The organism is Microvirga sp. TS319, from assembly GCF_041276405.1.
GTDB lineage: Bacteria > Pseudomonadota > Alphaproteobacteria > Rhizobiales > Beijerinckiaceae > Microvirga.
Genome location: NZ_JBGGGT010000002.1, coordinates 2140549 through 2161201 on the forward strand (window position 1 = coordinate 2140549; position 20653 = coordinate 2161201).

Annotated in this window: 21 protein-coding genes; 11 read left to right on the top strand and 10 right to left on the bottom strand. The window is 64.3% G+C overall.

The features are described 5' to 3' along the window. The first annotated feature begins 39 nt into the window (after positions 1–39). The 4 genes from AB8841_RS19440 to AB8841_RS19455 are packed head-to-tail and all read left to right on the top strand — an operon-like array spanning position 40 to position 4461. Positions 40–753: a methyltransferase domain-containing protein gene (locus AB8841_RS19440; protein WP_370437450.1), complete on the top strand. Its 714-nt coding sequence runs from the start codon at positions 40–42 to the stop codon at positions 751–753. Then, positions 750–1907, top strand: coding sequence for an NAD(P)/FAD-dependent oxidoreductase (locus tag AB8841_RS19445; protein ID WP_370437451.1), 1158 nt, complete (start codon positions 750–752; stop codon positions 1905–1907). Before AB8841_RS19440 ends, AB8841_RS19445 begins: the two co-directional genes overlap by 4 nt. After that, a complete protein-coding gene (locus tag AB8841_RS19450; RefSeq protein WP_370437452.1) occupies positions 1904–2773 on the top strand; it encodes a cyclopropane-fatty-acyl-phospholipid synthase family protein in 870 nt (289 codons plus the stop codon). Before AB8841_RS19445 ends, AB8841_RS19450 begins: the two co-directional genes overlap by 4 nt. A gap of 50 nt (positions 2774–2823) precedes the next feature. Continuing rightward, complete coding sequence (locus tag AB8841_RS19455) at positions 2824–4461, top strand: DHA2 family efflux MFS transporter permease subunit (RefSeq protein WP_370437453.1); 1638 nt, start codon at positions 2824–2826, stop codon at positions 4459–4461. 60 nt (positions 4462–4521) lie between these two features. Here the strand turns inward: AB8841_RS19455 and AB8841_RS19460 are convergent, their stop codons facing one another. Continuing rightward, the gene (locus AB8841_RS19460) at positions 4522–4962 is read right to left on the bottom strand and encodes a cytochrome c (RefSeq protein WP_370437454.1); all 441 of its coding nucleotides are present in this window, start codon (positions 4960–4962) and stop codon (positions 4522–4524) included. Between the two features lie 199 nt (positions 4963–5161). On the opposite strand from AB8841_RS19460, the gene AB8841_RS19465 reads away from it, so the two are divergent. Both AB8841_RS19465 and AB8841_RS19470 read left to right on the top strand, forming a co-directional pair. Then, positions 5162–5689, top strand: a complete 528-nt coding sequence (locus AB8841_RS19465; RefSeq protein WP_370437455.1) for a hypothetical protein — start codon at positions 5162–5164, stop codon at positions 5687–5689. Positions 5690–5932: 243 nt separating this feature from the next. Then, positions 5933–7024, top strand: coding sequence for a methyltransferase (locus AB8841_RS19470; RefSeq protein ID WP_370437456.1), 1092 nt, complete (start codon positions 5933–5935; stop codon positions 7022–7024). A gap of 86 nt (positions 7025–7110) precedes the next feature. Here AB8841_RS19470 and AB8841_RS19475 read toward each other — a convergent pair whose 3' ends face one another. Then, the gene (locus AB8841_RS19475) at positions 7111–7707 is read right to left on the bottom strand and encodes a hypothetical protein (RefSeq protein ID WP_370437457.1); all 597 of its coding nucleotides are present in this window, start codon (positions 7705–7707) and stop codon (positions 7111–7113) included. 323 nt (positions 7708–8030) lie between these two features. Here AB8841_RS19475 and AB8841_RS19480 point away from each other — a divergent pair, with 323 nt between their 5' ends. From AB8841_RS19480 to AB8841_RS19490, 3 genes are all read left to right on the top strand, one after another. After that, entirely contained in the window at positions 8031–8696 is a 666-nt protein-coding gene (locus AB8841_RS19480; RefSeq protein ID WP_370437458.1) for a transglutaminase-like cysteine peptidase, read from the top strand. A gap of 240 nt (positions 8697–8936) precedes the next feature. Next, entirely contained in the window at positions 8937–9230 is a 294-nt protein-coding gene (locus AB8841_RS19485; RefSeq protein WP_370437459.1) for a hypothetical protein, read from the top strand. Between the two features lie 439 nt (positions 9231–9669). Further along, positions 9670–9951 (top strand): hypothetical protein, encoded by a 282-nt coding sequence (locus tag AB8841_RS19490; protein WP_370437460.1) that lies wholly within the window; start codon positions 9670–9672, stop codon positions 9949–9951. A gap of 96 nt (positions 9952–10047) precedes the next feature. Here the strand turns inward: AB8841_RS19490 and AB8841_RS19495 are convergent, their stop codons facing one another. The 3 genes from AB8841_RS19495 to AB8841_RS19505 form a co-directional block, all read right to left on the bottom strand. Beyond that, on the bottom strand, positions 10048–10881 hold the full coding sequence (locus AB8841_RS19495) for a universal stress protein (RefSeq protein ID WP_370437461.1): 834 nt from the start codon (positions 10879–10881) through the stop codon (positions 10048–10050). A gap of 78 nt (positions 10882–10959) precedes the next feature. Next, positions 10960–11538 carry an Hsp20/alpha crystallin family protein gene (locus AB8841_RS19500; protein ID WP_370437462.1) on the bottom strand — a complete coding sequence of 193 codons (579 nt, stop codon included), beginning with the start codon at positions 11536–11538 and terminating at the stop codon, positions 10960–10962. A gap of 313 nt (positions 11539–11851) precedes the next feature. After that, the gene (locus AB8841_RS19505) at positions 11852–12283 is read right to left on the bottom strand and encodes an OsmC family protein (protein WP_370437463.1); all 432 of its coding nucleotides are present in this window, start codon (positions 12281–12283) and stop codon (positions 11852–11854) included. Between the two features lie 101 nt (positions 12284–12384). On the opposite strand from AB8841_RS19505, the gene mazG reads away from it, so the two are divergent. Continuing rightward, positions 12385–13218 (top strand): nucleoside triphosphate pyrophosphohydrolase, encoded by an 834-nt coding sequence (gene mazG / locus AB8841_RS19510; protein ID WP_370437464.1) that lies wholly within the window; start codon positions 12385–12387, stop codon positions 13216–13218. 111 nt (positions 13219–13329) lie between these two features. On the opposite strand, the gene AB8841_RS19515 is transcribed toward mazG, so the two are convergent. Next, a complete protein-coding gene (locus tag AB8841_RS19515) occupies positions 13330–13965 on the bottom strand; it encodes a TetR/AcrR family transcriptional regulator (RefSeq protein WP_370437465.1) in 636 nt (211 codons plus the stop codon). Positions 13966–14062: 97 nt separating this feature from the next. Here AB8841_RS19515 and AB8841_RS19520 point away from each other — a divergent pair, with 97 nt between their 5' ends. Further along, entirely contained in the window at positions 14063–14848 is a 786-nt protein-coding gene (locus AB8841_RS19520; protein WP_370437466.1) for an NIPSNAP family protein, read from the top strand. Between the two features lie 175 nt (positions 14849–15023). Here the strand turns inward: AB8841_RS19520 and hflX are convergent, their stop codons facing one another. The 4 genes from hflX to AB8841_RS19540 all read right to left on the bottom strand — a co-directional run bounded on the left by hflX (position 15024) and on the right by AB8841_RS19540 (position 20636). After that, positions 15024–16421 carry a GTPase HflX gene (hflX, locus tag AB8841_RS19525; RefSeq protein ID WP_370437467.1) on the bottom strand — a complete coding sequence of 466 codons (1398 nt, stop codon included), beginning with the start codon at positions 16419–16421 and terminating at the stop codon, positions 15024–15026. Position 16422: 1 nt separating this feature from the next. Next, positions 16423–16677, bottom strand: a complete 255-nt coding sequence (gene hfq, locus AB8841_RS19530) for an RNA chaperone Hfq (protein ID WP_329785631.1) — start codon at positions 16675–16677, stop codon at positions 16423–16425. 342 nt (positions 16678–17019) lie between these two features. Next, positions 17020–18390: a sigma-54-dependent transcriptional regulator gene (locus tag AB8841_RS19535; RefSeq protein WP_370437468.1), complete on the bottom strand. Its 1371-nt coding sequence runs from the start codon at positions 18388–18390 to the stop codon at positions 17020–17022. Then, complete coding sequence (locus AB8841_RS19540) at positions 18387–20636, bottom strand: ATP-binding protein (protein ID WP_370437469.1); 2250 nt, start codon at positions 20634–20636, stop codon at positions 18387–18389. Before AB8841_RS19540 ends, AB8841_RS19535 begins: the two co-directional genes overlap by 4 nt. Positions 20637–20653: the final 17 nt, after the last annotated feature.

Consider the following 20653-nt stretch of genomic DNA (forward strand, 5'->3'; position numbering starts at 1 on the left):
GTCATCAACGGGTAGGACGTCATCAACGGGCGGGGTGTCATGGACATCGGGTTCGGCCGGCGCAGCGACGAGACGGAATTCATGGATACCGAGAACGTCTCGCTCGAGGACTACAGGGCGTGCCTCGAGGATCTCGCCCGCGTCAACGTTCTGACATCGACCCATCGCCCGATCCTCGCGTGGCTAGATCGCGCCACGCGCAATCTGCGTCCCACCGACAGTGTGACCGTTCTCGACGTGGGTTACGGCTATGGAGACCTCCTGCGGCGGATTCATCAATGGAGTCGCCGCAGAAAACGGAATGTGGCGCTGATCGGCGTCGATCTGAATCCGTACAGCGAGACGATCGCGCGGGCGGCAACGCCCGAGGAGGCCCGGATCGATTTCCGCGTGGGCGACGTCTTCCAGTTCACCTCCGATCGGCCCGTCGACTTCATCGTCAGTTCCCAGACCACGCATCACATGACTCACGACGAGCTCGTGCGCTTCGTCCGATGGATGGAGCGCGCGGCTGTCCGCGGCTGGTTCATCGCCGATCTGCACCGGCATGGCATTCCGTTTCATGCTTTCCGCCTTCTCTCCCGGCTCGCGGGATGGCACCGCTTCGTCCGGCATGACGGTCCGGTGTCGATCGCGCGCAGCTTCCGCCGCTCAGACTGGGAGCAGATCCTGCGTGAAGCGGGCCTCGACCTCTCGGCCGTGACGATCCGGTGGCATATGCCGTTCCGGTTGTGCGTGAGCCGGCTGAAATGACACCGGGTAAGCCCATGGAGGAGGTCGCGATTGTCGGCGGGGGCCCGGCCGGATCGTCGGCAGCCTGCCTGCTCGCCCGGGCGGGCCGTCCGGTCCTGCTGATGGAGCGGAGTGCGGAATCGCACCACAAGGTCTGCGGCGAGTTCCTCAGCGTCGAGGCGCAGGACTACCTCGCTCACCTCGGAATCGATCTCGATCGACTGGGAGCCAGCGCGATCTCATCCGTGCGGATCATCTGCAACCGGACGATCGCCGAGGCCGCCTTGCCCTTCAGGGCGCGAGGGCTCTCGCGCAAGAGCCTGGACGAAGCCCTCCTGAACGCAGCGGCATCGAGCGGGGCCCGAATCGAACGTGGTGCAACGGTCCGCAGCATCGCGCCCGATCGGGCGGGCTGGAGCGTCGACCGCTCCTCCGGCGATCAGTTGCAGGCACATGCGCTCTTCCTGGCGACAGGCAAGCACGATCTCCGCGGAGGCAAGCGTGTGACCGCCCGGACCAGGGACGACATGATCGGCTTCAAGACACACCTTGCTCTCGCCCCGGCTCAACGATCGGCTCTCGACGGGGCGGTGGAGATCGTGCTCTTCCCGGGAGGTTACGCCGGATTGCAGATCGTCGAGGGCGGCATCGCAAACCTGTGTCTTCTGGTCAGCCGGGAGTGTTTCGACGGCGTCGGCAAGCGCTGGGACAAGCTCCTCGAATTCATCTGCGATAGCAGTTCTCCCATGGCGTCCCGCCTCGATGGAGCAGCGCCCGTGACGCCTCGTCCCTTGGCGATCTTCGGCATTCCTTATGGCTTCATCCATACCCCCCTGCCCTCTGAGCCGGAGGGTCTGTTCCGGCTCGGGGATCAATTGGCCGTCACCCCGTCCTTCACCGGCGACGGCATGTCGATCGCGCTGCATAGCGGCTTCATATCAGCCTCCGCCTTCCTGCGGCACGGCCGGGAAAGCTCGATCTATCATCGTGAGATTCGCAGCCATGTGCGCGCGCAGATCCGGATCGCGTCCCTGATTCACGATGCGGGCCGCTGGCCCAGAGGACAGCAGAAACTCGTCACGATCTTTCAGACCTGGCCCGGCGTGCTGAGGTCCGTCGCGGCACTCACCCGTTTGCGCTCGGGCGCCATTCATCGGGCATTGGTCGCGCCATGATCACCCCACGAGTGCCCCAGACGGTTCAGGCGGTCGCCGATCACTATGACGAGCTCGACCCGTTTTACCGCGAGGTCTGGGGCGACCATGTCCATCATGGGCTCTGGCTCACGGGCCGGGAGAGCCCGGCCGACGCCGTCGAGGCCCTGATCGCCTGTCTGGCGCAGGAACTGGCTCTGCGACCGGGACAAAATCTTTGCGATGTCGGATGCGGTTACGGCGCCACGGCGGAGTATCTGGCGAAACGTTTCGGCGTTCATGTCACGGGCGTGACCCTCTCGGCGGAGCAGCTGAAGCAGGCTCGGCTCCGGAGCGGCGGTGCCCCCCTTCTCACCTTCCTGCGTCAGGACTGGCTGGAGAACGGCTTTGCCGGGAACGCCTTCGACTGCGTCATCGCCATCGAAAGCTCCGAGCATATGGCAGACAAGCAGGGCTTCTTCGACGAGGCGTTTCGGACGCTACGGGACGGCGGCAGGCTTGGCGTCTGCGCCTGGCTGGCGAAAACCGGGGCCACGTCGTGGGAGGAACGCCACCTGCTCGAGCCGATCTGCCGCGAAGGGCGGCTCGCCAGCATGGGGACAGAGGCCGAGTATCGCGGATGGGCCATCAAGGCAGGGTTCGAGATCGACACGTTTCATGATCTCACCGGCCGCGTGCAGCGGACATGGACCATCTGCGCCGGACGTGTCGCCAGGCTGCTTCTCACCGATCGGCGCTACCGCCGCTATCTGATGGATGCCCGTGCGAAGAACCGCGTCTTTGCCTTGAGCCTCTTACGCATCCGGGTGGCGTACGCGACGGGCTCCATGCGCTATGGCCTGCTGGTTGCGCATAAACCACGGGACGCGAGGCCACCGGTCCAATGACGATGTCCCGCCGCACGTCATCGCTTCCGGCCGCATGCGGGGCTCACCCCATGTCTCACGCCATGTCTCTCCGTCACCCGGCGGACCATGCCTCCATCGCGGCCTGGGTGGGCTTCTCGGCCATGGCCCTCGGCATGTTCATGGCGATCCTCGACGTCCAGATCGTCGCCACGTCCCTGCCGGCCATCAGCTCCGCCCTGGATATCTCCCCCGACCGGATGAGCTGGATCCAGACGGCCTACCTGATCGCGGAGGTCATCTCGATCCCGCTGACGGGCTGGCTCATCCGTGCCCTGACGTTCCGCCGGCTCTTCATGCTGGCCATCGGCGGATTCACGCTCGCCTCGGTCGGATGCGCCGCGAGTTCCGGCTTTGCGTCATTGACGGCATGGCGCATCGTGCAGGGTTTCAGCGGCGGAACGCTCATTCCGATGGTGTTTTCCGCCGTTTTCCTCCTGCTACCCCGCAGAGCCGAGGGGCTGGCGACGACCATCGCAGGTGTCCTGGCCGTCCTGGCCCCGACGCTCGGTCCCGTGGTCGGCGGGTGGACCACCGCCCGCTTTTCCTGGCACTGGCTGTTCCTGATCAATGTCGTTCCGGGATCGGTTGCGCTTCTCGTCGGTGCGATCTGCCTTCCCCGGCAGAGGTCCGAAGCATCTCTGTTTCGGGCCCTCGACTGGATCTCGGTCGGATGTGTCGCGATGACGCTGGCGGCCCTGGAGATCGGCCTGAAGGAGGCCCCGAAGCGGGGATGGACGTCTGTTTTCGTTCTTCTGGCCTTAGCCCTCTGTCTCACGCTCGGCGCCGCTTTCACGGTGCGAACGCTCCGCAGCCCGAGGCCGCTCGTCAATCTCGCGCTCTTCTCCGACGATCGGTTCACGGTCGGGTGCATCCTGAGTTTTCTGCTCGGCATCGGGCTCTACGGATCGGTCTATCTCATGCCGGTCTTCCTCGCTCTCGTCAGAGGGCACGGCCCGCTCCGGATCGGCATCGTCATGCTGGTCACCGGGAGCGCCCAGCTGGTGGCCGCGCCGCTGACGGTCTGGATCGAGCGGCGCGGGTTTGCGGCCCTTCTCGCCACCGTTGGCTTCGCGTTGTTCAGCGCCGGTCTGTGGCTGAGTGCCGACCAGACGCCGCAAACGGACTTCGCCGGCATGTTCTGGCCCCAGGTGATCCGCGGCTCGGCCATCATGCTGTGCATTCTGCCTCCGACCCGGCTGGCGCTGGGGCATCTGGGTCCTGAGCAGGTGGCAGACGCGAGCAGCCTGTTCAATCTGATGCGCAATCTTGGAGGTGCGATCGGGATCGCGCTGATCGACACGGTCATCTGGTCCCGCGTGGCAGGGCACGGACAGAATCTCATCGACCGCCTCGCGGCCGGCGACCGATCGGCTGCCGCCTTCATGGGCTTATCGCCGGATCTGCTGTCGGGTCCTCACCCTCCCCCGGACAGTCCCCTCGCGCAGGCTTTCCTGAAGCCGCTCGTGGAGAAAGCGGCGCTGACGCTCGCCATCGACGAGGCCTGGCTCCTGGCGGCGACCTTCGCGATGGCAGGAGCGCTTCTGGCCGGAGCGACGGCATTCCGGCAGCGGCGTAAAGCCAGGTCTCGCATCCCGCGTGAAAGCGTGGTCGAGACCGCCCGTCCTCGAGCATCGGACGTGCCTTCGAACTCACCTCCGATGCTGTAAGCCTGCGGTCTTCAGCATCTTTTCACGCAAAACCGGTTCCCACTTCCTGCGTTCGATGCCTCAAGTCGTCTTTCGACGATAGGTCTCGTGGCAGCCGCCACAGTTCCGGCCGATCCGCTGCAGCGCGGGTTGCAAACTGGCCTGATCCGTAATCTCCGCCTGGACCGCTCCGGCATCCTGTACGAGCTTTTCCGCCCGGGCGTCGAAATCTGCTTTTCGTTCCCAGATCACGGGAAGGGCGTCGGTCTTTCCCTGCCGCGAGTTCGGTGGGAACAAGGCGTGGATCTGCCGGGCATTCTGCTCCACCTGACGCAGGGCGGCCTGGGCGCGCGCCGCGTCGAAGGGGATCTGCCCGCGCGACATCCCGGTCAGCAATCGGACCTGCTCCTGGTTGTTCTTCATCAGGTCCTGGCGCTGTCGGATAGGATCGCCCTGCTGGGCCGATACCCCGAATCCGGCCGCGATCAGCAGGCTTGCCGCAGCAAGAACCATCTTGCGCATGATCCCCATCCCTTGTTCGCAACTCCGGTGCTCCCGTCAGCGCCAAGATTACTACGGAGGTTCGGGATCCCGGATTGACGCATAGGTGGTAGGTGCATCGGATAGCGATCCGTGGGCGCTCCCGGCGGCACGCCTTTGGTCGTATGCTGAGGACAGACACGAGCCGGGTGCTGTCTTGTCCAAGGTCCGGAAGCGAGCGGTGGTCATCGCTTGGGGTTTGCTCTCAGCTTTGGGGTTGAAAGGACTTGCTCTGGCGGATCCCTTCACCAAGGCGCCGAGCGATTACGGCACGGCCATCAACGACGTCCTGGCGAAAACCGGGTCCGAACTCCGGTTCCACTCGCAGCAATGCGGCGACACCCCTTCTGCGTGGTGCCGCTTCTCGTCCACCCACGTCGAGATTCTCGTCATAGGCCGTGATCATCGGCCATCGGACGTGCAGATCGCAAAGATCGTCCTCGCAGCGGATATCCTGAAGGGACATCCCGCCATTCAGCCTCATGTGATCGTCGCGGATGCCTTCATCGCTTTGACAGCCACGATGGTCGTCTTCGATCCCGATCTTCCGGCGGACCGGCGCAGCGCGATGGTGTCGCGGCTCGTTGCGGAGGTCCACAGGTCGGGCCATGGCGAGGACAGCGGCTGTGCCGCCGACTACGTGATCGACCTGCGCCAGGATGCGAGCACGCTGCTCGTCATGAACGTCGTCCCGAAGAGTGCTCCCTAGAGCATCGAATGCGGGAGGTGGGAACCGGTTTTGCGTGAGAAGAGGCTCGAGACCACAGGCTTTCAGCTTCGGATGCGGGTCCGATTTCACATACGATGCGCTCTTTCCAAGGAGGGAGCATCGTGTGTGAAATCCCAAAAGTGCAAATCCACTTTTCACGTCCGATGCCCTGGAATGATGCTGGACCGGCACGATATCGCCCGATGCAAGGTTCAGTCTCAGTCGCGGGAGGAATGAGGCGCGATGCGGCTCGGAGCTCATGCTGAAACCGTCATCGAGTGGCTGGCTCTCAGGCTGAATCTCGGCCCGAAGCCGCTGGCCGACACGCAGGCCGCGTTCCAGTTCGCCCGGATCATCATGGCGGCCTCCCGGGCCGGCCTGTTCGAAGCCTTGCAGGACGGCGGGCGCACGGCCCAGGAGATCGCCGCCGCGCGCGGTACGGATCCTCGCGCAACCGCCAAGGTGCTCGATGCCCTTCTGGCCCACGGCTACCTCCGGTATCGCAACGGGCTCTATGAGCTCAACCGGCTGTCCCGGAAATGGCTGCTTGCCGACAGCCCCCACACGCTGGCGCACAAGCTCGACTTCCAGGAGATCGAATGGCGCTGGACGGAAGGTTTCGACCGGTGGCTTCTGGACGGGACGGCCCGGGACATGCACGGGACCCTCAGCCCCAAGGAGTGGCACCGCTACCAGTGGGGCATGCGCGATTTCTCAACCGCGCCGGCAACCGAAGTGGCCTGGCGGTCCCGTCTGCCCAAAGGGGCCCGGGCTCTCCTCGATATCGGCGGATCCCACGGCTTCTACTCTGTTCAGATGTGCCGCCGCCATCCGGAGCTGACGGCGACGATCCTGGAGTTGCCGGAGGCTATCCCCTCCGCGGCCGAGATCCTGGCGCGGGAGGGCCTGGAACGCCGGGTAGTTCATGTGCCAGGCAATGCACTCGAGGACGATCTTGGGACCGAAATCTATGACGCGGTGCTGCTCGCGAACCTCATCCACCACTTCGATGCGGAGCAGAATCTCCGGCTGGCGCAGAAGGTCGCCCGCGCCCTCAGGCCTGGCGGGGTGTTCATGATCGTGGACGCCATTCGGATCGCATCACCGGCCGAAGCAAACCGGCCGAGCCGAAGGCTCGGAGCGGTGCTGGACGTCTACTTCGCTCTGACCAGCACGTCCGGCACATGGTCCGTCGAGGCCATTCAGGAATGGCAGCGGTCGGCGGGACTGCGCATCCTGCGGCCGATCTGGCTCAAGACGTTGCCCGGTGCTGCTCTTCTCGAGGCCATGAAGCCCGGAGCATCGAACGCAGCAGTGGGAACCGGTTTTGTGTGAGAGGACGTTCAAGACCATACAGGGCTTGGCGACCCAGCGCTGATCCCTTCGGCCGGCAAGAGGAAGACAGGGACTGCGTTCCTTAGTCACATGGGCGGCTTGACCCCATTCTTCTCCAGCGTGAGACGAGTTGCCGATACGGAGCCGTCAGGCTTGCGCTGGCCGAAGATGAAAACCGCCGCTCCGGGTTTCACAAGGCTCGTATCCCCGGGCACGAAGGCGACCACGGGCGCCTCGGGCGGAACGATGATTTCCGCCTCCTGGCCTTTGTAGGTGACGCGCAGCGCCTGCCCCTGTGGGGCAGCCGCGATCCCGGCGACCGTCGCGTTGGTCATGAGGCTGTCCGGAGCCAGATCCCAGGCGAACTGCCCCTCGCCGGCCCCTGGCGGCAGGAAATGGACCTCCAGGGCGCGCAGCTTGCCGTCGGGCCCCCGCACGGAGGTGGAGGCGATGTAGTCGCCGGTCTTGATGTCGGAGAGGCTGCGCTTCTCCACGGCCGCAATGGTCACGTTCGGCGCCAAGCCGACGGAGACGTCCTCGCCTGCCCGGGTCTTGACCACCAGCGTCTGGCCGTCGAGCTTCTCGACCGTTCCGCGGATGCGGGTGGGTGTTCCCTCGGGACCTTGGGCGAGGACCGGAAGGGTGATCATAGCGAAGAACAATCCGATCAGGGATGACCTCATGGGGACTCTCCTGGGCTGGGCCATGGTTGAACAACAGGTGCTCCAGCGCCCCACACGATCGCTCCATCGGTTTTTCCGTCAATGTCTCAAATGGTGCGGCACGCGGCCCGCACGCATTCGTGATTGATCTGACGTCGGCGAATTCACCGGGCATCGAGTCGAGCCGGCGAGGCTCCTGCGATTGGGCCTTCGCCCCGAGGTCGCGACCGCTGGAACGGAACCAGACCCATGACGTTAACCGATGTTTAACTCCTGCCTTGAATCCGCCATCTCCGCCGTGTCATGAAAATGAACAATTCCTTAACGACACGTCGGCGGGGGCAATGCGTCAACCTCTCTTCAGGCTTCTGAACGTTCGGCCTTTTTCCACGATCACCTATCGGCTTGCTGCGATCTCTCTGGTTCTGGCCGTCGCCGCTGCCGCCGCTCAGGCCCAGACCTTGGCGGCTCTGCCGAGCGCATCGCAGCCCGTTGCGAAGGTCGGCAACGCCAAGCCGATAGCCGGATGGGTCCGCTTCTGCCAGCAATGGCCACAGGAATGCGCGGTTGACCCGGCCGAGCCCGCCACCATCACCCTTACTCCGCAGGTTTGGAAAGTCCTTGTGCAGGTCAACCGGAAGGTGAATGCCGCCATCAAGCCGATGACCGATCTGGAGCATTGGGGCGTCGAGGACCGCTGGGACTTTGCCGAAGACGGCTATGGCGATTGCGAGGACTACCAACTCGTCAAGCGCCGGCAATTGGTCGAGGCCGGCTTTCCCCGCCGGGCCCTGCGGATGACCGTGGTCATCGACGAGGAAGGCGCCGGGCATGCAGTGATGATGGTGCGCACCAACCGGGGGGACTTCATCCTCGACAACAAGCGCGACGCGGTTCTCCCGTGGCACCAGACCGGCTACACCTATGTCAAGCGCGAGGGCGATACGGGCTCGACATGGGCCTCGCTTGGTGGAGCGTTTGTCTCTCCGACCGTCACCGCTGGCCGCTGACGCCTCTTGTCTGCCCTGTCGTATCGGCTCTGTTGAGACGCTCTCCGCGTTGCAGACGACCTGTCGCGCCGGAGCATCGGACCCGGGAAGTGGATTTGCTCTTTTGGGATTGAATCCGATGCTCCCTTCTTAGAGCAGCGCATCGTTCATTGCGGACCCGAAGGGCCGCGTCAGCGAATACCGGGTCCACTTTTCCGCACGATGCGCTAAATATGGAGCTTGCAGGATGAGGTATCTTCCATGCCCAGCAGCCATGATGACACGGAGCCCGGCCTGGACGATCTCGCAGCCGGAAGACGGATCAATTTCCGCGACTATCCCAGCACGGGCCTCGTCGTTCTCGCAGCCCTGGTCTCGGGTCTGGGCTGGCTCGCCTACAAATGGTCGGGAGCCAAGCGCGACGGCAGCCCTGCGGCCCCGGATGAGCCGAAGCAGGCGCAGGCCGTGACGGCAAAGCCGCCGGCCGCCGAAGCCGAAAACACCCCGGCGTCGCCAGAGAGCGAGCGCGCGTCAGTCACCGGGATTTCCGAGTAACGTCGCGCTTGGCGACTCGACAGGACGGTCGGAACGCCAGCCCGGCCACGGTGAAGGTGACCAGCAGGCGCGCGATCGCCGCCCGAAGGATTCCGAAGTTCGGCGCACCTTCGGCGACGATCCAGGCCGCTCCGAATCCGGCGGCCGCCATCAGGAGACGGGCGATTCACGACATCATGACGTTTATCCCTGAGCGGTAGGGTACCATGCGGGCACGGTACCCGTTCCCCTTCCGGACCAATCCTGGCACCCTACCCTTCGGCGGGTTTGATCGAAGTCAAGGCCCTGCCGGAGAAAAGCACCGAGGATCCGAGACCGTCCGGATCCGATGAGCGCCAAGCGCCAAGGTGCCCTACGTTGAACAAAGTATCTTGCTCTTAACGTAGGTTAACAACCCGAACGACAGCGGTTCAAGGCCGCAAAGACAACGGAGGGAGCCATGCCGATGGATATGGAGCACCTGCGTATTCAAGGATCTGCAAGGCCGGAGCGCATGTATTCGCCCGATATTCTGCCGCAGCTCCAGTCGCTCCTGGCCGATCTGGCCGACATCGATTTCACCTGCGAGAAGAACCTCGAGCGCATCCGCCGCAGCCCGACCGACGAAGACCACAAGCACAGGCTGGTCGCCGCGCTCCTAGAGCGTCATCGGGAGCAGCGTGCGCCCTATGTCGAGGAGCTCACGGCTCTGCAGGAACGGATGAGGGCAGGGTTCGAATAAGAAGCTGGAGCACCGAACCCAAACGTGGAATCCGCTTTTCACGTCCGATGCTCTCACCCCGATGCTGTAGCAGGGCCTTCCGCAGGCCTCTCGGTGTCAATGAGCCAGCAGGATCGGGCGATCCGAGGCGGTAAGCATGTCACGGGTCACGCCGCCGAATACCTGTTCCCTGAACCGGGTATGGCCGTAGCCTCCCATGACGACGAGATCGGCAGTAAGACGGCGGGCCTCCTCCAGGATGGCCGCCGCGACGGGGCGGCCCCGGCTTTCGGCCGTCGCGACCTCGGCGGTGACGCCGTGATGGGCAAGGTGCCGTTTCACCTTCGCTCCCGGAGCCTCACCCGCCGGAGGATCGGCCACCAGGACGACCGTGCGGTCCGCCCGCGCGATGAAGCTCAATCCTTCCCGGAGAGCCCGGGCCGCTTCGCGGCTTCCGTTCCAAGGCACGAGAACGGTGTTGATCGGTCCCTGCAGATGCCGGCCCGGCGGCACCAGCAGGAGTGCGCGGCCGCTGCCGAAGAGTACAGCCTCGACGAGACCGGACCAGAGGGATGCTCCGGCCTTGCCATAGGGCCGTGTCGTTACGAAGAGATCCGCGCAGCGCGCCTGGTCGACTACCTGAGCCAGCAAGCCGCCCAAGGTGTCGTCCAGGCGGCGAAACTCGCTCGGGACCTCGAGGCCGGAGAGCTTCTCCGCCAGACGCTCGGCGATGACATCCCCGTCCTGGCGGGCTCTGTCCTCGAGCTCGGAGAGAACCTGGATCGCGGCCGCGCCGCCATCCATCGGCACCATGACCGTGAGTTCCGGCAACTGGTTCGTGTAAAGACCGGTCAGATGGGCGCGCTCCGCTGCCGCGATGGCGAGAGCGTGCTCGAGCCGGATCTCGTCTTCATGACCCCCATCGAGATGCACGATGATGTCCCTAAGCATCGCTTTCGTTCTCCGCGAACCGCGGCATGACGGCCATGCTTCCCGCCTGGGCGCAACGAGGCGCCGGGGGCCGGAGCATCATCCCGACTTGGTGTCCTCCGACTGGTCCTTTGCCGCCGGACGCCCTTGTCCGGTCGCTCCGCCGCCCGTGCCCTGATCCGTCGAACCCCGCCCCTGGACCTGGATCCGGCGGGAGCGCTCCTGCCGCTCGGTCTTGGGGACCGTCACGGTGAGGACTCCGTTCTCGAAGCTCGCCTGCACCTGCTCGGGATCGACCCGGTAGGGCAACCGCACCGAGCGCTGAAACGTGCCGTAGGAGCGCTCGACGAAGTGGAAGTTCTCCTTGTCGTTCTTGCGCTCGAATTTCTTCTCGCCCCGGATGGTCAGCACGTCGTCGTCGAGGCTTACGTCGATGTCCTTTTCAGCGACGCCCGGCAGTTCCGCGGTCACGCGGATCTCCTTGTCCGTCTCCGAGACGTTCATGCTCGCATTGACGAAGCTGCCGACATCGCCCTGACCGCCGGTCGCGGCGGGAAGATTGTTTCCGCGCAGGACATCGTCGAAGAGGCGATTCATCTCGCGATGCAGGGACAGGAAGGGGTCGCCTGCGAACATTCCGCCGCCGGGGCGGTAAGGGGTCATCGAATTTCGCGCCATCGTGCGTTCCTCCATCGTCAGCCGGAGATCCGCGGGGGATGATCATCGTGCCCAACAAGGGCAATGCGTCTCGGATCGGCTGATCGCGAATCCGGCGCTTCCGCCCGAGACAGAGAGCGAAAGCGCCCGGTCTTCGGAGCAAATCATAATCCTCCGCCGACCGGCACGGAATGGAGATTAGGTCTACATGCGACGATCGCCCGCAACCCATCGGGAGGGAGCGTACGGCCCCGTACCCGATGCGTGTGGGAACTTAGCGCATAGAACCGATCCCAAAAGTCGAAGCCGCTTTTCACGTCCGATGCTCTGGAATTTACGCTTCGGCGGAGGTCTCGTCGACGACCGTCCAGTCGTGCGTGATCTTGGCGACCGCGCCGAGCATGATCGAGGCCGAGCAATACTTCTCCTTGGAGAGCTCGATGGCGCGCTCGACCTTCGCGGGGGCCAGTTTACGCCCCTTGACCCGGTACGCGATGTGGATCGCCGTGAAGACCTTGGGGTCGGTCTCGGCGCGCTCGCCGCTGATCTCGACATCGCAGTCCGTCACGTCCTCCCGCCCCTTCCGGAGAATCTGAACCACGTCGAACGCCGTGCATCCGCCCAGGCCGATCAGCAGCATCTCCATCGGCCGGATGCCGAGGTTGCGACCGCCATATTCAGGCGCCCCGTCCATCACGACCGCGTGCCCGCTGCCCGATTCCCCGACGAACATCATGCCGTCGACCAGCTTGACCCGTGCTTTCATCGTTTTCGTCTCCCAACTCGAAGGGCCTTTGATCATCTTTTGTCCTGATTCCCTATTGGAATCGGGCTATGAAGCGCCACGACAACAAGGACAGCCCTGATATGACGCCTTCTTCAGATATCGCACGGCTCCTGGAGATCATGGCAGCCCTGCGTACGCCCAAGACAGGCTGCCCCTGGGATCTGGAGCAGGATTTCGCCTCCATCGCCCCCTATACGCTCGAAGAGGCCTATGAGGTCGTGGACGCCATCGAGCGGGGAGATCTGGCCGACCTGCGGGATGAACTGGGCGATCTGCTGCTCCAGGTCGTGTTTCATGCCCGGATGGCCGAAGAGCAAGGTGCCTTCGCCTTTCCCGAAGTGGTCGAGGCCATTACCCGCAAGCTGATCCGCCGCCACCCCCATGTGTTCGGCGAGGCGAAGGATCTGACTCCGGAGAAGGTCAAGACGCTCTGGGACGAGATCAAGCGGGAGGAAAAGAGCGAGCGGCACCGCGCCCGGGAGACGATGGGCCACGCCCCGGAGCCCAACGATGCCGGGTTTCTCGGCGGCATTCCGACGGCCCTGCCCGCTCTGACCCGTGCCCAGAAGCTGACGGGGAAGGCTGCGAAAGTCGGGTTCGACTGGCCCGACGCGGCCCAGGTGATCGACAAGATTCACGAGGAGCTCGAAGAGGTTAAGGACGCCTCCTCAAGCGGCGAACGAGACCGCATCGAGGACGAGATCGGCGACCTTCTGTTCTCGGTCACGAACCTCGCCCGCCATTACGGCATCGATCCCGAAACGGCTCTGAGACGGACGAACGCCAAGTTCGAGCGCCGGTTTGGAGCGATCGAGGAGGCCCTGAAGCGGCAAGGGCGCAGGCTGGACGACGCCTCGCTCGAAGAGATGGAAAATCTTTGGGTGCAGGCGAAGCTGTCCGAGCGCGGCGTCTAGCGCCTCGGGCGGACCGGGCGGGCCGCACTCGCGCATCGTGCGAAAAGTGGTCCCGGTTTTCCGCTCGATGCGACCCACGAAGAGTGCTCGAACGAAACCGCTTCGAAGCCATCATCGACCCACCGCTGGACTATGCATGCGCATCACCCCGGCAAGCTGCTCGGCGCAGACCCTGAGCGGCTCGGCGCTCTGCTGGGCTTTCGCCATTGCCATCGATCCCGAGTAGGATGCAACGACCAGGACCGCGAAGGCTTCAGGATCGAGATCGGCCACGGCCCCGGCGCTCAAGTCGGCTTTGAGCTTGTCCGCGATCGCTTCTCGCCATCGGACAAAGACCGTATCGATCGACACACGGAAGTCGTCATCATGACGCGCGAGCTCGATCGCGAGGTTGTTCAACGGGCAACCAGAGACTGCGCCCTGATCCTCCAGTTCCGCGATGATGCTGGCGAAGACGGCCTGAATACCCTCTGCCGCAGTGGGCGCGGCCAGCACGGGCCGGATCCACGTCTCCTCAACGGCAGCGGCGACCCGATCGCGTATGACGGCAAGCCCAAGGTCTTTCTTTGTAGCGAAATGGTGCGCAAGGGCGCCACCCGTCGCTCCCGCCTCGCGCTTCAAGTCATGGACCGAGGTCGAGTGATATCCTTGTGTCGAGAAGGCTGCGTAGGCTGCATCGACGACGCGTCGTCGGACGCCTTCGGGATCATTGCTGCGTCGCTGCTTCGTGGGCGCTCGGCTCGCCATACTGCCTCCATGGGCCGGCCAGGATAGCAGGTTGACAAAACAGGACAAGCGTCCCGTAATGGAAACAGGATGAACGTCCTGTTTTTGGAGATTCTTCATGGCTGTTATGACTGATCGCGACGGAGCTGGCGGAATTCGGCGGGAGGCGAGCGACACCGGGACAGCCGTTGTCGAGCTGCGGCGCTATCGCCTTCATCCAGGGAAACGAGAGACTTTGATCGATCTGTTCGACCGTGAGTTCGTGGAGACGCAGGAAGCAGTCGGCATGCGGGTTATCGGGCAATTCCGCGACCTCGACGCTCCCAATGACTTCGTCTGGTTGCGCGGCTTCGCGGACATGCAGTCCCGTGCGGCAGCTCTGCAGACGTTCTACGCGGGGCCGGTCTGGGCGACCCACAAGGACGTTGCAAACGGCACGATGATCAACTCCGACAACGTGCTGCTCCTGCGCCCCGCGACACCCCAGACCGGATTCGCGGCTCCGACCGAGGAGCGCCCTCGGCCAGCGGGGCCTCATGGGCAACCGGGTCTGATTGTGGCAACGATCTGCTATCTCGCTCCGCGGACCGATGGGGCTTTTGCCACGTTCTTCGAGGAAACACTCCAGCCGCTTCTGCGACAGGCCTCGGCAACAGTTCTGGCCGCATTCGTCACCGAGAAAGGTCCGAACACCTTTCCGCGACTTCCTGTTCGCGAAGGCGAGACCGTCTTCGCGTGGCTCTCGAGCTTTCCCGGCCTGCCCGCTTATGAGAGCCATCTCGCCGCTCTTGCCCGGTCGGACGAGTGGGTGAGGAAGGCGCTTCCTGAGATGGATCGGCGCACCTGGAGGCCGAACGAAGTGTCGAGACTGATGCCGACAGGTCGTTCTCTCCTGCACGGCTAGAGCATCGGACGCAAAAGTGGGAACCGGTTTTGCGTGAAAAGATGCTCAAAAACAGAAACTTACAGCATCGTGCGAAAGAGCGGCCCCGGTTTTGCGCTCAAACGGTGCGGTTTTCCAAGACGGGAGCATCGGACGGAGTCCCAAAAGGGCAAATCCGCTTCCCGCGTCCGATCCTCTAGATCACGCGGGCATTGGGGAAACGGTTCAGGAACCGGGGCTCCTTGCCCTGAACCAGGCGCACATGGAGGAGGGTGTGGCCGTCCTCAAGCGTTTTCCGCTCGAGGATCTCGGTGTTCTCGTGAAGCCAGGCAAGCCCCTGCCCGTCCTCGGGAGCCACGTCGACTTCATAGGTCCGCCGACCCATGGCGAGGTGCTGTTCGATGGTCTCCAGAAGCTCGGACACGCCTTCCCCGGTGAGCGCCGAAATCAGGACCGGCCGCCGCTCGATTCCGGCGCGATGGGACGCCGCCGCGAGGCGCTCGCGATCCTGCGTCGAGAGGAGGTCGGCCTTGTTCCAGACCTCGATGATCCTGCGGGTGTCATCCGGATCGATCCCGAGCTCGCGCAGGACGACGGCCACGTCGCCCGCCTGAGCCTCCGTTTCCCCGTGGGAGACGTCGCGGACATGCAGGAGGATATCGGCCTCGACCACATCCTCCAGGGTTGCCCGAAAGGCCGCGACGAGCATGGTCGGCAGATCGGAAATGAAGCCGACCGTATCGGACAGGATCGCCTTCTCCCCGTGCGGAAGATCGATGGCGCGGGTCGTCGGATCGAGGGTGGCGAACAGCATGTTCTCGGCCAGAACCTCGGCCCGGGTCATGCGGTTGAAGAGGGTCGACTTGCCCGCATTGGTATAGCCCACGAGAGCCACGATGGGATAAGGCACCCTCCTCCGGCTCGTCCGGTGCAGGGAGCGTGTCTTGACCACGCTTTCGAGGTCGCGCTCGATCCGGTTCATCCGCTCCTGAATGAGCCGGCGGTCCGCTTCGATCTGCGTTTCGCCGGGGCCTCCGAGAAAGCCGAATCCGCCACGCTGCCGCTCCAGGTGGGTCCACGAGCGGACGAGCCGCCCCTTCTGGTAGGACAGATGCGCCAGCTCGACCTGAAGGGTGCCCTCTTTCGTACGGGCGCGCCGACCGAAGATCTCCAGGATCAGGCCGGTCCTGTCGATGACCTTCGCGCCCCAGGCCTTTTCCAGATTTCGCTGCTGCACGGGGCTGAGCGCGCAATCCATGACCACGAGGCCGACATCCTCGGCCCGGATCAGGGCCGCCAGTTCGTCCACCTTGCCGCTTCCGATATAGGTCGCAGGCCGGGGAGAGGCGAGCGGCGCGATCAGAGACCGAACGACGGAAAGGTCGATGGCAAGCGCCAGGCCTGACGCCTCGTCGAGGCGGGCCTCGGGCGGGCGAGGGTTCGTCTCCTCGCTCTCCCCATCGGAGGAAAGCGAGCGACGCTTTCGGGTCAGATACGGCCCGACGACAAGCGTTCGGGTGCCGACCGCAACCTCTTTTTCAGGTTCGGCCAGCTCTGCGAGACGGTGTTCCCCCGGAGTGCGCGGTTCAGTCACCTCAAGCCTTTTCGCCAGCCTCGTCGACCTGGTCGAACAATTGGACGGGCTGTCCGGGCATGATGGTGGATATAGCGTGCTTGTAAACCAGTTGGGAGTGACCGTCTCTGCGCAGAAGAACGCAGAAATTGTCGAACCATGTGACGACCCCTTGAAGCTTCACGCCGTTCACAAGGAATATCGTCAGGGGAATCTTTTGCTTCCGGACGTAGTTGAGAAACGTGTCCTGAAGATTCTGCGCGCGATCGCCCGCCATTGAAGTTGCCTCGCAAGCCCATCACCGCCGGTCTTGGCTATTGGGCCGCCTGTATATGGTTTCCGCTATCGTGCGGTCGTCGACCGGCCCGACTATTACAGGGCGAAGTTGACCGTTCGGCAAGAGGGTCTTCATTAATCTACCCCCTCCGGAGCATATTTTCCCGTGGATGAGAGTGGCGGTCGGGGACAGGCTCCCCGCGGGGCCGCTTCCGCGCCGGGCGCGTGAGGAGTTTCTCCAGCATCGGACACGGGAAGTGGATTTGCACTTTTGGGACCCATCCGATGCTTTCTCCTCGAATGAGAGCATCGTTCAGGCGGCCCGCTGGGTCCGCACGATACTCTAGCTGCCGATCCCCAGCGATTTCAACTTCCGATGAAGTGCGGAACGCTCCATCCCGATGAATTCCGCGGTGCGGGAAATGTTGCCGCTGAAGCGGGCGATCTGGGCCAGCAGATATTCCCGCTCGAAGATCTCGCGCGCATCGCGCAAGGGCAGGCTCATCAGCTTCTCGCCCCCTGCCCCGCCCGGCGTGCTCGGCACCAACGTTCCGATTTCCGAGGGCAGCATGTCCGCCGTCACCTCGGCATCCGGGTCGCCGGAGCTCAGGATCATCAAGCGTTCGACGTTGTTGCGCAGCTGACGGACATTGCCCGGCCAGTCGTGGGACTGAAGCACCGCCATGGCATCCTCGGCGATCCGGCGCCGGGGCAGGCCGGTCGTGGTGGAGATCTGATCCATGAAGAACTCGATCAGCTCCGGCACGTCCTCGCGCCTCTCGGCCAGGGACGGGACGCGAATCGGGATCACGCCGAGCCGGTGAAACAGGTCCTCGCGGAAGTTTCCGGCCGCGATCTCGGCCGGCAGGTCGCGGCTCGACGACGAGATGATGCGCACGTCCACGTGCACGCGCGTCGTGCCGCCCACGCGCTGAAAATTCTGGTCGACAAGGACCCGCAGGATCCGGTTCTGCGTTTCACGCGGCATGTCGGCGATCTCGTCGATATAGAGCGTGCCGCCGTGCGCCTCCTCGAGGGCGCCGACCCTGCGACCTCCGCCTTCCGCGCCCTCGTTGCCGAAAAGCTCGGTCTCCATGGTCTCGGGCGTGATGTTCGCCGCCGTGAGAACCACGAACGGGCCGTTGGCGCGCGTGGACATGCCGTGGACCGTCCGCGCCGTCAGCTCCTTGCCGGACCCCGGGGCGCCCGTGATCAGGATGCGGGCATTCGTGGGCGCCGCCCGCTCGACGGCCTGCCGCAACTGGTTGATCACGATGGACTTGCCCGCGATGCGGTTGGCCTGGATGGAGCGGGAGCGCAGATCCCTCACCTCGCGCTTGAGGCGGGACGCTTCGAGGGCCCGCTCGGCGACGAGCACGAGGCGGTCCGCCTTGAAGGGCTTCTCGATGAAGTCGTAGGCTCCGGCCTTGATGGCCGAGACGGCGGTTTCGATGTTGCCGTGTCCCGAGATCATCACCACGGGCAGGTCGGGGTGCTGGGCCTTGACGATGTCCAGGACCTGGAGGCCGTCCAGGCGGCTTCCCTGCAGCCAGATGTCGAGGAACACGAGATGCGGACGGCGCGCCTCGATGGCCGCAAGGGCATCGTCCGACGTTCCCGCCGTGCGTGTCCGGTGGCCCTCGTCCTCGAGAATGCCGGCCACCAATTCGCGAATGTCGATTTCGTCGTCAACGACGAGGATGTCAGCGCTCATAGACTTACTCTGCGAGTTTCGTTGCGTTCTGAGGCGGCGGGCGTCTCTTCATCGGCAACTTGCTTCGTCTTCGGGATCCACATGCGAACCTGTCCGCCCCGGCCTGCGGGATTATCGACGAGGTCCATGCCGCCCCCATGGTCTTCCAAAATCTTCGCCACGATCGGGAGGCCCAGTCCTGTGCCGCCCTCGCGGGTCGTCATATAGGGCTCGAGCAATCGCTGGCGGCCCTCGAGCGGGAAGCCCTTGCCGTTGTCGGTCACGGCCAGGATCAGGTATTCCGGATGGCTTTCATCCAACGTCACCGCGATCTGCGGCTGGGCGCGCTCCTCTTCCGGCAGGGCGGTAATCGCTTCGGTCGCATTCTTGACGATGTTCGTCACGGCCTGGGAGATCAGCCGCCGGTCGAAGGGCGCGATCACCCGCCCTTCAGGAACCTGGTCGACGAAAGTGATGTCGGGATGCGCGATGCGCATCATGAACACCACCTGGCGGATCGTCTCGGCCAGATCCTCGCGCCCGATGGTCGGTTTCGGCATGCGGGCGAAGGACGAGAACTCGTCGACCATGCGCTTGATGTCGTCGACCTGCCGCACGATCGTGTCGGTGCACTGATCGAAGACCTCCCGATCGGTGGTGATCACCTTGCCGTACTTCCGGCGGATCCGCTCGGCCGAGAGCTGAATCGGCGTCAGCGGATTCTTGATCTCGTGCGCGATGCGCCGTGCCACGTCGGCCCAGGCGGCGGTGCGCTGCGCCACGACGAGATCGGTGATGTCGTCGAGCGTGATGACGATCTCGCGCTTGTCGTTTCGGGTCTGCTCGCTCGTGACGCGCACATTGATGGTGCGCTCCTTGCCCTTGCGGGAGATCTGGATCTGGTCCTGCATCAGGCGCTGGCGTCCATGGCTCATTTCCAGGACGAGCTGGGCGACCTCCGGCAGGATGTCCGTGATCGAACGGCCGATCAGGCTCTCGCGCGGCGTCTGCAGGAGGGCTTCGGTGGAGGGGTTGACGATCGTGATCGTCCCCCGCGCGTTGATGCCGATCACGCCCGCGGAAACTCCGGCCAGAACGGCTTCCGTGAAGCGCCGCCTGCTGTCGATGAGCTCGCTCGCCGCCGTAAGCCCGTCGTGCTGGCGGCGCAGCTCCGAGGTCATCTTGTTGAAGGTCTCGCCGAGATGGCCCAGGTCGCCCTCGCTGCGCTTGACCGGAACCTGCACGTAGAAATTCCCGGTCGCCACCTGGTCGGTGGCATGAATCAGGCGGCGGATCGGCGCGACGAGGCGATTGGCGAAATTCAGCCCGAACCAGATCGCCGAGAGAAGCACGGTCAGGGCGATGAGGGTGAACATGGACGCGAAGGCGAACTGAATGCCCGCCTTCTTCTGATCGAAGGCCTCGTAATAGGCGACGCCGGCCTCGGCGATGGGCGGGAATTCGATGGCTCTCTGGTCGACCTCGCGGGCGATGTAGAGAATTCGCCCTTTATGCGCCTCGAGCTTGAGGACCGAAACGACGATATTGCCGGTGCGCGGAAAGAGGCACCATGGCTCCTGGCTGCTGGCATCCTGCAGATCCGCTTCCTTCGGCTCGGGAATGCCTTCGAGCTTCTTCGACTCGATCTTTTCCACGACGGTGCCGTCCGGCTCCAGGATCATGGCCAGCGGGAATCCGAGCGCCACGGAGCGGTAGGTCATGTATTCGCGAAAGAGCTTCCGGTCCGCGTCGTACATGACCTTCGCGCGGTTGAGATCGACCGCCAGGAGGTTGGTTTCGCGGGCGAGCATCCGGCACTGGGTTTCCCGGTATGCCCGCGCGATTTCGACCGTGTTGTACATGAGCTCCCGGATCTTGCCGGTGAACCAAGGATCGAGGCCGCGCTCCAGGGTGACGGTCGCCACGCCCGCCACGAGAATCGCCGGCAGGACGGCCACCAGGCTGAACAGGCCCACGATCCGGACGTGGAGACCGGCCGCGGCGGCCCCTGCCCGATGCTCGCGCACGAGCTTCTTGGCCTGCCAGGCGACGACGCCCAAGAGCAGCGTGATCAGCAATCCGTTGATGACGAACATGCCGACGACCACGTTGTTCGTCGGCAGGATAGGGGTCGCGCCGGACAGAACCAGGAAGGTGGTCAGGGCCGAACCGAGGGCCGCGAGCACGGCGCCGTAGCCCAGCCAGCCAAGGCTGCCCTGGGCCGGTTCCGCCACTTGGCGCGGTTCGTGAATGCTCTGCTCGATCAAGACGTGAGGCCCCGCAA

Coding starts and splice junctions, on each gene's coding strand:
- AB8841_RS19455 (WP_370437453.1), top strand. CDS start 2,824: ATGTCTCACGCCATGTCTCTCCGTCACCCGGCGGACCATGCCTCCATC.
- AB8841_RS19440 (WP_370437450.1), top strand. CDS start 40: ATGGACATCGGGTTCGGCCGGCGCAGCGACGAGACGGAATTCATGGAT.
- AB8841_RS19445 (WP_370437451.1), top strand. CDS start 750: ATGACACCGGGTAAGCCCATGGAGGAGGTCGCGATTGTCGGCGGGGGC.
- mazG (WP_370437464.1), top strand. CDS start 12,385: ATGACGCCTTCTTCAGATATCGCACGGCTCCTGGAGATCATGGCAGCC.
- AB8841_RS19505 (WP_370437463.1), bottom strand. CDS start 12,283: ATGAAAGCACGGGTCAAGCTGGTCGACGGCATGATGTTCGTCGGGGAA.
- AB8841_RS19480 (WP_370437458.1), top strand. CDS start 8,031: ATGCGTCAACCTCTCTTCAGGCTTCTGAACGTTCGGCCTTTTTCCACG.
- hfq (WP_329785631.1), bottom strand. CDS start 16,677: ATGGCGGGCGATCGCGCGCAGAATCTTCAGGACACGTTTCTCAACTAC.
- AB8841_RS19475 (WP_370437457.1), bottom strand. CDS start 7,707: ATGAGGTCATCCCTGATCGGATTGTTCTTCGCTATGATCACCCTTCCG.
- AB8841_RS19535 (WP_370437468.1), bottom strand. CDS start 18,390: ATGAGCGCTGACATCCTCGTCGTTGACGACGAAATCGACATTCGCGAA.
- AB8841_RS19500 (WP_370437462.1), bottom strand. CDS start 11,538: ATGGCGCGAAATTCGATGACCCCTTACCGCCCCGGCGGCGGAATGTTC.
- AB8841_RS19485 (WP_370437459.1), top strand. CDS start 8,937: ATGCCCAGCAGCCATGATGACACGGAGCCCGGCCTGGACGATCTCGCA.
- AB8841_RS19490 (WP_370437460.1), top strand. CDS start 9,670: ATGCCGATGGATATGGAGCACCTGCGTATTCAAGGATCTGCAAGGCCG.
- AB8841_RS19460 (WP_370437454.1), bottom strand. CDS start 4,962: ATGCGCAAGATGGTTCTTGCTGCGGCAAGCCTGCTGATCGCGGCCGGA.
- AB8841_RS19450 (WP_370437452.1), top strand. CDS start 1,904: ATGATCACCCCACGAGTGCCCCAGACGGTTCAGGCGGTCGCCGATCAC.
- AB8841_RS19520 (WP_370437466.1), top strand. CDS start 14,063: ATGGCTGTTATGACTGATCGCGACGGAGCTGGCGGAATTCGGCGGGAG.
- AB8841_RS19470 (WP_370437456.1), top strand. CDS start 5,933: ATGCGGCTCGGAGCTCATGCTGAAACCGTCATCGAGTGGCTGGCTCTC.
- AB8841_RS19495 (WP_370437461.1), bottom strand. CDS start 10,881: ATGCTTAGGGACATCATCGTGCATCTCGATGGGGGTCATGAAGACGAG.
- AB8841_RS19515 (WP_370437465.1), bottom strand. CDS start 13,965: ATGGCGAGCCGAGCGCCCACGAAGCAGCGACGCAGCAATGATCCCGAA.